We start from the raw sequence: 13,113 nt of genomic DNA, 5'->3' as shown, positions 1-13,113 counted from the left end.
GCCGGGTTGTGTCGGGCGGGGTTTCGATGCTTTGCGAGCCATTCTGGCACCTCCTTCATGAGGTCAACTAATGCTCGCCGCCATGGTTCCGCCAGTGGGGAATTCCCGAATGCCCTCAGTCGGGCGGAATGATGCCCTTTGTCAGCAGGATATTGCCGTAAAGCCTTGTTTCACCGGTTTGAATCACGGCAAAGCTACTTTTTGCCCGTTCATAGAAAGCGAATCTTTCTTCACTGGTAATTTTTGCCGGGTTGTCGCTGATGCGGTCAATAACATATTGAAATTCTGCGACAATCTTCGGAATGATTTGCGGATCGCCCACCACCTGCATGGTGCAGGCGGGGTCAGGGATGAATGTATCGAGCGGCATGAGCGTCAGGACGGCCTCCAGCACGGCGGTCGCCGGGATGCCGTCCAGCCGGTGAACGCGGGCGCAATCCACGGAATAGGCGGGGAAATTTGCGTCCACGATGGCGATAACGTCGCCGTGGCCCATGGCGCGCAGGCTGTGAAGGATGTCAGGCGAGAGGATCGGCGGAATGTTTCTGAGCATGGATATATTTGAACGCGCTGGCTGGAAGCGAGGCAAGCACTAATCCTCCGCAGGGTGCCCTGACGGCGGCCGCATTTTCCATGTCTCATGATGTGTCCTGCCCAGTTTGGGCGCTGGGTCGGCGGATTGGAAACCTCTGACGGCCAGGCATTAAAAAGGGGCCCTTAGGGGCCCCAGTCCAGAATTTTCCGGTGTGATCTGCGGTTTAGAGCAGTTCGAGTTCCGAGGCGGACAGCTTGCCGTCCCGACCTTCGCGTAGTTCGTAGCTGACCTTCTGGTTATCAGCCAGGCCGGTCAAACCAGAGCGTTCGACCGCAGAGATGTGCACGAACACGTCCTTGCCGCCTGCGTCGGGTTGAATGAAGCCGTAGCCTTTGGTGGTGTTGAACCATTTCACGGTGCCAGTGGCCATCGTGGGCGCTCCTGTCTTTTGCCGCTCGCGGAATTGCAGCGGCCCGGCGTAGGTCAGAGCAGTATCGGTTGCTCCGTCGCCGGGTAGGCAGACAGGAAGGCGATAGTGGTAACTTTAGCAGGATCATCTTATCGCGAATTCGCTGATTCGTAGCAAGATGGTTTGCGTTAACGTTGTCTTGAACGTGCGCGGGCGCTGATGCGCCTTGGCTCCGCTTTGGGAGCAGGGGTGGACCGACGTATCGGACCACCCGAAAATGCGAGGTGGGCGTGCGCCCGACAGAGTCTCAGACGAGCTCGATGTTGCCTGCGGATTCCTTGCCGTCACGGCCGGTCTGGATCTCGTACTCAACCTTTTGGTTGTCTGCGAGACCGGTCAGGCCAGAGCGCTCGACCGCAGAGATGTGCACGAACACGTCCTTGCCGCCTGCGTCGGGTTGAATGAAGCCGTAGCCTTTGGTGGTGTTGAACCATTTCACGGTGCCAGTGGCCATCGTGTGTCTCCTTGTGTGTCCGCACGCGGAAGTGCTGCGGGTCGGCGTAGGTCAGAGCAAAATCGATGCTCTGTCGCCGGGTAAGGGAGACAGGTAGACGATCTGGGTAACTGTAGCCTGCCCCGTGTGACAGGTTTGGTGAGTCGGCGCAAGGGGGAAGGTGTTGACGTTATTTGCGGGCGGGGCAGCGCGGGCTGTGCCACGGCTGGGCTCAGGATCTCTCAACATTTTATGCACATGTGTGATGCGGGCGCGGCGGAGACTTGCGCTATGAGCGACCGTTCTGGCCGTGCGGGCAGATGGAGGCCCTTCGAAAACTCCACGCGATCTGCAATGCCTGGGGTGCCGCTGCGCATGTTCGTGGTTGCTGGAGAGGTCGGCGACTTTCGAGGAGCGCCGGCAATGGCGGACCGACCTGCATCCGGGACGGAAGCAGCGGAAGACGCCGGTGAAGTATGACAAGCGCCGCCAAAACGGCGCAACCGCCCCTTTCGTCACATGGCTTCGCAATGCACTGCCCGGCAGACTCTGGGACCGGCGGCGGGTAGCCATGCGATACGACAGATGCCCAAAGATCTTCCTCTCGGCTATCGCTCGCGCCGCCACGGTCATCTCCTGGCTATGAGTCCTGACCCTAAGAATCTTCGTGACATGGACTATCCACTTCGCTAGCTTCCTAGTGGTAGTTGACAATACAAATGTATTTCTTGGGACATTGAGTAGCACGATTCAGCTCTATTTATTTTTTGACCTATTTGCGTGCTTGAGACGTGAGTGGGATTAAAGCCGATAATCAAATATCGACTGTCAGTTTAGGGTTGGGGCTCGGCTGCTCTCCGCAAACGGAGGTGCCGATATGGCCAGAGATTTTTCTGTCATTGCGCTTGGTGCGCAAACTGTAATTGATTCCGTTGAAGGGAACAGAATTGCGGAAAACGCCGACGCATTAGTCGGATTGACCTTCGGAAGTCTGGATGTCCCCCTCTGGAAGGACGTCGCCGAAATGTCTGCCGTCGGCCGGGTCGGCCACTCCTATGACCAGAGCCGCGAGCGAGAGGCCTTCAGCATAGACGGGAGTGCACCACAGGTTTTCGATGCGGTGGCCATCTACCGTGCAACCATCACTTACACGGACGGCTCCACCGCCGAATTGCACTCCGCGAACATTTTTCAGGACACTGACGGCAACACCTACCTCGCATCGGAAACCCGCCATAACACCGATCAGGTGGCGCTCGCAGCCAAGCCGATAGCGATGATCGAACTGATTGAACTACGCGACGCTAGCGTGAGCGGGATGCAGGCCAGCCGGTACAAGACCGATTTCGTCAGGGACGAAGGAGAGATTACCGGCACACTCTTTGTCGATTCCGATGGGGACGCCACGCAACTGCGCGATGGGGGAGGGCATTGCCCTGGTCTCGAGGAAGGGATCGAGGGCGTGGTTGTCGTCGCGCGCGATCTGTCGGGGGCAGTGGTGGCTCAGACGATCACGGACGCGCAGGGAAACTATAGTTTCACCTTGCCCACGGGCGACTATCGCATAGAGGTCCCGACGGACGTGAACACTGGACCGCTGGTGGAGCGCGACCAGGGCGGATACCGCATTGACAGCGACGCGGATCAGTCGACCGGCCTGAGCGCGATGCTGAGCGTAACCCCGGGCAGTCGTGTGACGAATCTGGATTTCGGTTACGAACCGGACCAGCGCGATGGCGTGGTGGATGGGCTCGGCGGGGACGAGGTCATGGGGCTTGGCTACACGGATGGCCAGCGCGACGTGATCACCGACGGAGACGACGTCATCCTGGGCGACAGCGCCGGGCTGACGGTTCCGCGCGAAGTATTTCGCTGGGACGCCGCTTCCTCGCGGGATGTGGATGGCACCTTTACGCAGGACACGGGGTCCGTGACGGTGACTTACGCCCGTACGGAGGACAACCGGTGGCACGCGAGCGCGATGGATCGCCATTCGCGTCTCAATCTGGACGGGATCTCCGCAGACGGACTCGATGTGGACAACCGCGGCGCTCTGGAATCGCGTAATTATGCGGGCGACGGGCGCGGCGCCTTCGAATGGGTCTTCTCCGAGGAGGTCACCAAGGTCCAGTTCAACGTGAATGATCTGGACGGGGACGGCGTGGTTGAGGTGCGAGCCTATGACGCGGCGGGCAACCCGGTTGAAGTGACGCTCACCGGCGGCGCGCGGCTGACCGTGACGGACAGCGATGCCGACGGCATTTCGGATACCGCTGACAGCCAGGGCGGTTACGCGTCGCCCTCCTCGGGGGACTATAACCTGCAGGTTCAGGTCGACGGCCCGGTGGCGCGCATCGAGCTGCTTCATACCCAGGACGGACGCCACGACTCCGAGATCAAGGTAACCGACATCGCCTTCGACGCTGGCGTGCCACTGGAGCCAGGCGCTGATCTCATCGATGGCGCGGACGGCGACGACCTGATCTACGGCGACACCGGGGTCATCACCCCCGAGAGTGCGGTGTTCAGCTGGCAGGGCCTATCGTCGCGCGACTTGGACGGCACGCTGGTGCAGGAGATCGAGGGGATAACTGTAACCTATGCGCGCACCGCCGATGACGGACGTCACAAATCGTCCATGGATGGCCGCACCCGGCTGAACACCGACGGTCTGTCGGATGGCCCGCTCGCCGCAAAGGACAAGGGGGCGCTGGAATCCGAAACCAACGGCCAAAGTGGCCGAGGCACCTTCGATTGGACTTTCTCCGAGGAGGTTTCCAATATCGCATTTAATGTCAATGACATAGATGGCGATGGCGTGGTCCGTGTGCTGGCTTTCGATGCTGCTGGAAATCCCGTCGAGGCTGCGCTGACGGGCGGCAGTGGACTGGCGATCTCCGATAGCACTGGCGACGGCATCGACGACACGGCCGATAGTCAAGGCGGGTACGGCGCAACCTCGTCTGACACATACAACCTGCAGGTCCGTATCGCGGGCCCCGTTGCGCGAATTCAACTGGAGCACACGCAGGACGGGTGGGCTTCCTCGGGTATCTGGGTGACGGATATCCTCTTCGACGCGGGCGTCGCGATGGTGGACCAGGTTACCGGCGCGGGCGACACGATCACCGGCGGTGCGGGTGACGACACGATCTTTGGCCAGGGTGGCGATGACAGCGTCAGAGGTGACACGGGCAACGACCAGCTGGATCTCGGTGCCGGAGAAGATCTGGGCATCTACGTGACCACGGCCAATCTCGGCGCGCAGGACTTCTATGACGGCGGCGCGGATCACGATACGTTGCGGCTCGACATGACGCGGGATGACTGGTTCCGCCCCGAGGTCCAGACGGATATCGCCGCCTATCTCGCGCATCTGGCGAGTGGCGACCCCGCGCCCTTTGCCTTTACCGCGTTCGACCTGACGGTGGTACGCTTCGAAGCGTTGACGGTCCTCCTTGATGGCGTGCCGATCGACCCTGCCGACGCGCCGGTGACGCTGGGCGATGACGCCGCGACGCTGGACGAGAACGGCTTCGCCTCCGGCGATGTTCTCGTCAACGACAGCGTGCCTGACCTGATCCGCAGCGTCGAACTCGTGGACGACGTGGCACGGGGTAGCCTGACCTTCAACGCGGACGGTACGTACAGCTTCGATCCGCTCGGCGATTTCGACTACCTCGGCGCAGGGGAAAGCACGACCGAGGCTTTCACCTACCGCGTCACGGACGCAGACTTCGACAGCGCCGTCGCGACTGTTACACTGAGCGTCACTGGCAGCAACGATGGCGTGACGGTTCAACCGGTCGATGTCGCGGGTGATATCACCGAGGGAGCCGTGCTGAACGACGCCGGAACCATCACCTTCACCGACCTCGATCTGACGGACCGTCCCAGTGCGACGCACGCCGTGGCTTCCGTCACGGCCACGGCGCAGGGCGGCGGCAATCTTGCCATGACGGCGGCGCGACAGGCGGCAATCGAGGCCGCATTCTCGATCACTGCCATGGCGGGCAACACCAACGACGGCGTGGTGAACTGGGATTATGCCATCGCGGAGGCGGATCTCGACTTCCTCGGGGCGGGCGAACAGGTCACGGCGGTGTTCACCATTACCGTGACCGACGACGAAGGCGCCTTTGCGGCGCAGGATGTAACCATCACGATCAATGGCACCAACGACGCGCCGACGGTCGCGGCGACGGCGGCGGCGGGCTTCACCGAAGGTGCGGATGCCTCGGCGCAGGACTTGTCGGACAGCGGCGTGGTGAGTTTCGACGACCTCGACGCCACCGACACGCTCGACGTGAGCTTCGCGGCGAACGGTGACATCGCCTGGTCTGGCGGCACGCTGCCCGCGGGCCTCGCGGCGGCGCTCGTGGCAGGCTTTGCGACCGGCACCAGCGGCGCGGCGGCGCCCGGCAACACTGCGTGGAGCTATGCCACTGCGGGCCTCGACCTCGACTTCCTGGCCGAGGGCGAGACGATCACCTGGTCCTACACGGTGACCGCCACCGACCCGGAGGGCGCCAGCGCTTCGGACGTGGTGAGCTTCACCCTGACCGGCACCAATGATGCGCCGGAGCTGACCGACGACTCGGGCCGGGAGAACGCCGACGTCACAATCACCGGCAACGTCCTGGCCAATGACAGCGATGTCGACGCCAATGACGGGCTGCAGGTGGTCAGTGCCGGAGGCATGCCCGCCGGGAACCCGGTGACCGGCCAGTTCGGGCAACTCGTGGTGGCAGCGGATGGCAGCTACAGCTACATTGCGGACCAGTCGCTCGCGGCGGTCTACAGCCTGCCGCTTGGCGACGAGATCTCCGAAAGCTTCACGGTGGAAGTGGCCGACGCCTATGGTGCCGTGGTCGCTCAGCAGCTGACCGTGACCATCGTGGGCATCAACACCACGCCCACCGCAGTGGCGGATAGTGCGGCGGCCGTCGAGGATGGCGCGACAATTTTCGGAAATGTCGGAGACAATGACAGCGATCCCGACACCGGTGCGGTGCTGAGCTTCGCTCTGGCCGCCGGCGGGACGCCGCCTGACGGATTCAGCTTTGCCAGCGACGGCGGGTGGAGCTTCGATCCGACGCATCCGTCTTACGACGTGCTTGCCGAGGGTGAACCGCTGGTTCTGACGATCCCCTACGTGGTCACCGACGAAAAGGGAGCTAGCGCTGCCAGCACTCTGACGATCACCGTGACCGGCACGAATGATACGCCTGTCGCCCAGGCGGACGTCGCGACGACGACCGAACACGCCGCCATCGCGATCGACGTGCTGACGAACGATACCGACGTGGACACAGGCGACACTCTGACGGTCACCGGGGCCACGCTGAGCGGCGGAGGCAGCGTCACGACGGACGGAGCACAGGTCTTTTTTGATCCGGGCCAGGACTTTGACGGGCTGGCGCTGGACGAGACAGCCACCGCCACCATCGGCTACACCGTGAGTGACGCGCAGGGCGCAACGGCCACGGCCACGGCGGAAGTGACGGTGACCGGCGAGAACGATGACCCGACGGCTGGAGATCTGGCTGTGACGACCTCGCTCGGCGGGTCCACGGGCGGCGGAACCGGATCGGTCATGGGGATGGCCTTCGCGGCCAATGGCGGGACGATGAAGGTCCTGTTCGGCACGGCCGATACGGACGGTGATGGCTATGCCGACAGCGGCGCCTCGAATTCCACCCCGGTGACCCCGGCGGGAACCTCCTACGGGATCGACAGCGGTGACATCGACGGGGACGGCGATATCGACATCGTCCTTGCTTTCCAGAACGGCAGCTATCCCCTGTACGTGCTGACCAACGTGGGGGACGCGGATGGCGACGGAGACGACGATTTCCATGGCTCCGCCCTGGGGTCCGGCTTTGGCACCTACGACGTGGCGCTCGGCGATCTCGACGGCGACGGCGACCTCGATGCGGCGGCCTATTCGGGCGCGACCATGCATTGGTTCGTCAACCAGGGCGACCTGAACGGAAACGGCCGTGCGGATGATTTCTCCGTACACAGCCGGAGCAGCGCCACGACCGGGTCCAGTTATGGCATCGCCATGGCCGACATGAACGGCGACGGGCGGATCGACGTGCTCGGGGCAAGCTGGAGCAGCGGCCCGACGGTCATTTCTCTCAACCTGGGCGATACGAATGGTGACGGGGTCCTGGAATTCCGCGACGTGGCGCTTGAAGACGCCTACGACGAGAGCAGCCTCGGTGTCATTCCTGCCGACCTCGACGGGGATGGCGACATGGATTTCGTCCTGTCCCGCTGGAACAACCAGAACGAGGTGGTCTATCTCAACCAGGGTAACGACGGCAGCGGCGCCCCCGTCTTCACCACCGTGGAGTTGCCAACCTCCGGGTACAACCTCGAAAGCGAAGTGGCCGACATCGACGGGGACGGCATCCTCGACATCATCTCGGTGGATAACCAAAACGGGTTCGCCGTGATCCGCGGGCTCGGCGATACCAACGGCGACGGCCAGATCGAATTTGCCGCGCCACAGCTCTACGGTTCGAGTTCAAGCAGTTACGGCCTGGCGGTCGGCGACATCGATTTCGATGGCGACGTGGATGTCGTGGTTGCCGGAAACAACTCTGCCGGGGCGCGGGTCTATCTGAATGACGGCGATACGAACGGCGACGGAGCGGTCGACTTCGTCTCGCGGCCCCTGTCGGACAGCCCCGTCAATGCCTGGGACGTAGAAATCCTTGGCGACAGTACGTTCCAGGGAAGCGCCGGCAGCGGCGGACAGGTGACGGGCAGCTTTGACGGCGACGACGTGGATTCCGACGATGACGCGACCACGCTGACCTACACCATCGTGACCGGCCCGGCGAAAGGCACGGTCACCAACAATGGCGACGGCACCTTCAGCTTCGACGCCGACGGCGCCTTTGCCGCGCTGCCCGAGGGCGAGACCGAAGAGGTGAGCTTTACCTACACCACCACGGACCGCCACGGCGCGGTCTCGGACCCGGCGACGGTCACCGTCACGGTCGAGGGCGCCAACGACGCCCCGGTGATCGACGGGGACAGCAGCGACCTCACTGCCACGCTTCAGGAAGAGGGCGCCGAGGCCTCGGGCGCCATCACCACCGCCGGTCTTTCCACCGCCTCGGGGCAGATCGTCGCCAGCGACGTGGATGACGGCGATGTGGTGAGCTTTTCGGGGGATGCGTCGAACGCCATCGGCACCTTCGACGTGGACGAGACCACGGGCGCCTGGAGCTACACGCTCAACCAGGGGACCGCGGTGGTCGAGGCCCTGCAGGCGGGCGCCGAGCTGACCCAGACCTTCCAGGTGGTGGCGACCGACCAGCTGGGCAAGGCAAGCAGCACCGAGGTGGTGCTGACCATCGACGGGGCGAACGACGGGCCCGATGCACAGGACGTCACGCTCGAGGCCAACTTCCTCGGCAACGGCGGCTTCGACGCGACGCCGGACTTCACCGGCTGGACGGTGGACAATACCCTGACAAACTACTCCGGAAGCGCAACGGCGTATATTGACCGAAGCGGTGGGCTCCTTGGCGGGGACGATGCGGTGGCGGTGCTGACGATGGCGGGCAACACCAGTTCCTACGGCACGGGCTATGGCACGCGGATTGTCAGCGACGCCTTCACGGGCGCGGCGGGCGATACGGTCAGCTTCACCTATAACCTCAGGTCCGGCGGCGATCAGGCGATCGGTTCTGCCTATATCCGGGATGCGAGCACGGGGCAGATCGTCCAGACTGTGTTCAATTACCAGACGCCCTTCACCGGCGCGACAGGCACCCAGCAGGTCGATGTCGCGCTGGGCCAGGCGGGAGAGTTTACCCTCGATTTCCGGGTCGGGTCTTATGACGCCTCCGGGGGGCGGTACATTGGCGCGACGATGGAGATCGGCTACGCCGGGATCACACGCGCCGGTCTCTCCGAGGAAACCGTCTATACTTTCGATGGGGCGGACTTCCTCGCCGGAGTGACGGATGTGGATGGCGGCGCGCCGAGCCTGTTCTCCGTCGCCACCAGCACTCAGGGGGCCGCTGTGACACTCGAAGCGGACGGCAACGTCACCTACGATGCGCGCGGTGCCAATGACGATCTGGCGGAGGGCGAAGAGCGGATCGACACCTTCGACTTCGTTGTGACGGACGGCAATGGAGGCTCTGACACGGCCACGGCTTCGATTACCGTGTTCGGCGAAAACGACGCGCCGACACTCGGTGCCGGAGTACTGGCAGCCGAAGAGGACGATGGCGCGCGGACGCTGGATCTTGCATCGCTCGGCGATGATGTGGACAGCGACGACGACGGCAGCACGCTCAGCTATACCATCGTCACCGGACCAGCCGAAGGCTCCGCATCGATTTCCGGCACGACGCTGACCTTCGATCCGGGCAACGGATTCCAGGATCTCGGCACGGGCGAGACCCGCGCGGTCTCCCTCACGGTACAAGCCACCGACCGCTACGGCGCTGTCTCCGGAGTGGAGACGATCACCGTCACCGTCACCGGGCGTAATGATGGCCCCGTGGCCGTGACCGACCTGGCGGCCACCGACGAGGACACCTCCGTGGTCATCCAGATCGCCGATCTTCTTGGCAACGACACCGATGCGGAGGGCAACACGATCAGCTTCGTGGGGTTTGACGACAGCGGCAGCCTCGGCACGGTGACGGACAACGGCGACGGTACGCTGACTTACGATCCTTCGGGCCAGTTCGAGGCACTCGACACCGGCGACGCGGCAAGCGACAGCTTCACCTACACCGTCTCCGACGGCAACGGGGGGGTGGAGACCGGCACGGTGCAGGTCGGTATCGCGGGCGTGTCTGACGGCCCGGCGTCTTTCAATATCGTCACCATCGGCTACAACAGCGCGATCAACACCTTCCTCAACGACAACGGTCATTCCTCGACCTGGCTCTCAGCAGCGGCGTCCGTTACGGCGGCGGATCTTCAGGGGGTTGATGTCGCGATTCTGATCCGAGCCAACGGCAATCAGGCGCTTACGGACTGGGTCGCCGACGGCGGGCTGCTGATCACCGAGTGGGCGGCGGCCGACTGGGTGTTCGACGGCGGCGCACCGGGGGCGAGTGCCTCCAGTCCGGACGATACCGGGGCCGGCATGCTGACGGGCGAGGTCACGGTCTACGATCACGTCGGCACCGACTCCATCGTGTTCACGCAGGCGGGGCTCGACGCGGGCCTGTCCGATGGCATCGCCGGGGGGGGCTACTCACAGGGCGGGGCGACGGAATTCTTCCAGACCTTCTCAGGACTCGACGCCGGCTACGAAATCCTGGCAACACGCCCCACCGGAGAGACTGTGATCGTCGGCGCGGATTACGGTACAGGATCGGTTCTTGCGGCCGGATTTGACTGGCAGGACCAGCAATACTCAGCCGCCAACGGTCTCGACGGCAACGAACAGTTCCTGCTGAATGCGCTGAATTACGATTACTTCGCCTAGGACAGGATCCATTGTTTTCATTTACCGGGCAGGTCTGCCGCCATTTGCTGTGCAAGCTGACCATCGCCCGGACCCTGTTGCACAAAGGCGTTGCTGAGCGGACTTCCCCTTTCCCCGGACGGTCTTATCCCACGGCCTCTGTGACGGGTATTCCAGGCGCGGAGTAGCGGTTCATGCCGTCGATACGGACCTGAACCTCTGCAACCTGTCGGTCGATGTCCCGCGCCATCAGGCGCTGGTTCAGCAGTTTGGATTCAATGCGTCTTCCTCTCGACGCGGCTTCGGCGGTGGTATCCGCTCCAGTTTCGCCAGATGGCAGGACCGAGGTATTTCGACGCGCGGAGCGCCACGTTGCGCGCAATTGCACCCGCGGTCGATTGTTTCCAGGGCTTGGTGTTCTTGCACGGTGGGATGACGAGATGCGCACCTCGGTCGGCGATGGTGTCGTGGCGTGGCGTTGTTACACAACTCTGACCATCGAGGATTCACATCGTGAATTGATGCGGTTAGGCGGACCGCATGAGAAAGCCATTACCCGCCCGCTACCGCACTACGAACTGGTCCAGCTACACAGCGGCGCTTCGCGAGCGCGGGTCGCTGCTGATCTGGTTGGACAAGGAGATGACTTGGCTCGCGCCGCATGACGGCAGCCCCGGTCGTCTTGCGCTGTTCTCGGATGCCGCGATCCAGTTCTGTCTGACCATCAAGGTTCTGTTCAAGTTGCCGCTCCGGCAGACGACAGGAAGGGTGGCGAGCATGCTGAAGATGGCGGGTCTGGACTGGGCTGTGCCGGACTATACGACCCTGTGCCGACGGCAGAAAAAACTGGCGGTTCAGATCCCCTACCGACGCGCCCATGGGCCGTTGAACCTGCTCGTCCCCTCTCGTGACATCACTGCCGGGCAGTGGACTGCACCGGGATCAAGTTTCTCGGGGACGGCGAATGGCAAGCGCGCAAGCATGGCATTCAAGGCCGACGCCAGTGGCGTAAGGTGCATTTAACCATGGACACAGCCACGTCTGACATCTGCGCTGTGGAATTTACCTCCAGCAAAGATGGTGACAGCCCCGTGCTGCCGGATCTGCTCAAACAGATCCCCGGCGGCGAGGAAATCAGTACCGTGACTGCTGACGGCGCCTATGACACGCGCCGTTGCTACACCGCCGTTATTGACCGCCGGGCCAATCCGATCATACCGATCCGCAAGAATGGGCGCCTGTGGAAAGCGGACTGCCAAGCTGCAATCACCCGAAACGAAACCCTGCGCGCTACCCGACACTATGGCAGGGCATTTTGGAAGCGGTGGACCGGATACCACGCCCGCAGCCGCGTGGAGGCCAAGATGCGTTGCTTGAAGGCTTACGGCGAGCGCATCTCCGCGCGGGATCCCGATCGCCAAACCGCCGAAATCCACATCCGGGTCGCCCTTATCAATCGCTTCAACGCGCTCGGCACCGCCGAGATCGTCCGCGTGGCATGACGCCGACGGGGAAAGGGGCCATCATGCCTCAGGCGTGAGTTGCGCAACAATGCCTCGTGGCGTTTGCGCGTATCGTAGGCGCTCGAACCGGTGGCGCTGCATCGCTCACCGTCGCCGATATGGTTGCCGGTGATTTCGATGGCTCGGACTTCCAGCGTTCGCTCGTCTGTCCCGAGATGGATTTGCGCCAGACGCGCCGTTTGGGTCCGCCATGCTTGCGCGCGTGCCACTCGCCCTCACCCTCGACCTTGATGCCAGTGCTGTCCACTGCCCGGTAGTGCATCACGCAGTGATGTCACGGAAGGGATCAACAGGTGCAGGGGACCCTGGCCGCGATAGGGTATGTTCACGACGAGGGTTTTCTGGCGGCGCGACAGCGTGCGGAAATCCGGCACCGTCCAGACCAGACCAGGCCAACCAGTCCCAGTAAACTTTCGAGGAAGCCCGTCGTCTGCCTCAATGCCATGCCGAACAGCAATTTCATGGAAAGGCATGTCTGGATGGCTGCGTTGGTGTAGGTCTGCTGGCGGCCACGCCGACCTGTTGGCGCGGCCTCCCAGATCATCTCAGGGTCAAACCAGATTGCAGTTCACGAGCCACGGCGCTTAGGCGCATCGTTATAGGCCGGCCAGTTTCTGGTCCATTAGGGTCAGGACCCATAAACGTGCTTGAGGCTCCACGGGCTGCATGATTCAAGCTCCCAAACACAGGGGGCATGAT

General features: G+C 62.9%; 6 protein-coding genes and 3 pseudogenes. 3 read left to right on the top strand and 6 right to left on the bottom strand.

Annotated elements, in window-relative coordinates:
- Window positions 1-115 precede the first annotated feature (115 nt).
- The 3 genes from J5474_RS08315 to J5474_RS08305 all read right to left on the bottom strand — a co-directional run bounded on the left by J5474_RS08315 (window position 116) and on the right by J5474_RS08305 (window position 1,458).
- Window positions 116-553: an RbsD/FucU family protein gene (locus tag J5474_RS08315; protein ID WP_209360376.1), complete on the bottom strand. Its 438-nt coding sequence runs from the start codon at window positions 551-553 to the stop codon at window positions 116-118.
- Between the two features lie 205 nt (window positions 554-758).
- The gene (locus J5474_RS08310) at window positions 759-965 is read right to left on the bottom strand and encodes a cold-shock protein (protein ID WP_209360374.1); all 207 of its coding nucleotides are present in this window, start codon (window positions 963-965) and stop codon (window positions 759-761) included.
- Window positions 966-1,251: 286 nt separating this feature from the next.
- Window positions 1,252-1,458: a cold-shock protein gene (locus J5474_RS08305; RefSeq protein WP_209360372.1), complete on the bottom strand. Its 207-nt coding sequence runs from the start codon at window positions 1,456-1,458 to the stop codon at window positions 1,252-1,254.
- A 314-nt stretch (window positions 1,459-1,772) separates the two neighbouring features.
- On the opposite strand from J5474_RS08305, the pseudogene J5474_RS08300 reads away from it, so the two are divergent.
- Window positions 1,773-2,083, top strand: a pseudogene (locus J5474_RS08300) (transposase family protein); the annotation flags it as partial.
- A 378-nt stretch (window positions 2,084-2,461) separates the two neighbouring features.
- Window positions 2,462-10,912 (top strand): VCBS domain-containing protein, encoded by an 8,451-nt coding sequence (locus J5474_RS08295; RefSeq protein WP_209360371.1) that lies wholly within the window; start codon window positions 2,462-2,464, stop codon window positions 10,910-10,912.
- A gap of 124 nt (window positions 10,913-11,036) precedes the next feature.
- Here J5474_RS08295 and J5474_RS08290 read toward each other — a convergent pair.
- Window positions 11,037-11,361, bottom strand: a pseudogene (locus J5474_RS08290) (transposase); the annotation flags it as partial.
- 70 nt (window positions 11,362-11,431) lie between these two features.
- On the opposite strand from J5474_RS08290, the pseudogene J5474_RS08285 reads away from it, so the two are divergent.
- Window positions 11,432-12,393: pseudogene (locus J5474_RS08285) on the top strand (IS5 family transposase).
- A 236-nt stretch (window positions 12,394-12,629) separates the two neighbouring features.
- Here J5474_RS08285 and J5474_RS23255 read toward each other — a convergent pair.
- Window positions 12,630-12,800, bottom strand: coding sequence for a transposase (locus J5474_RS23255; protein ID WP_425342878.1), 171 nt, complete (start codon window positions 12,798-12,800; stop codon window positions 12,630-12,632).
- Window positions 12,740-12,976 carry a transposase gene (locus tag J5474_RS23250; RefSeq protein ID WP_425342877.1) on the bottom strand — a complete coding sequence of 79 codons (237 nt, stop codon included), beginning with the start codon at window positions 12,974-12,976 and terminating at the stop codon, window positions 12,740-12,742. Before J5474_RS23250 ends, J5474_RS23255 begins: the two co-directional genes overlap by 61 nt.
- Between the last annotated feature and the right edge of the window lie 137 nt (window positions 12,977-13,113).

The sequence above is a fragment of the Sagittula salina genome (assembly GCF_017813235.1).
In the GTDB taxonomy this organism is placed as follows: Bacteria; Pseudomonadota; Alphaproteobacteria; order Rhodobacterales; family Rhodobacteraceae; genus Sagittula; species Sagittula salina.
The sequence above is the reverse complement of the archived record's forward strand: the minus strand, read 5'-3'. Positions and strand labels throughout refer to the sequence as shown.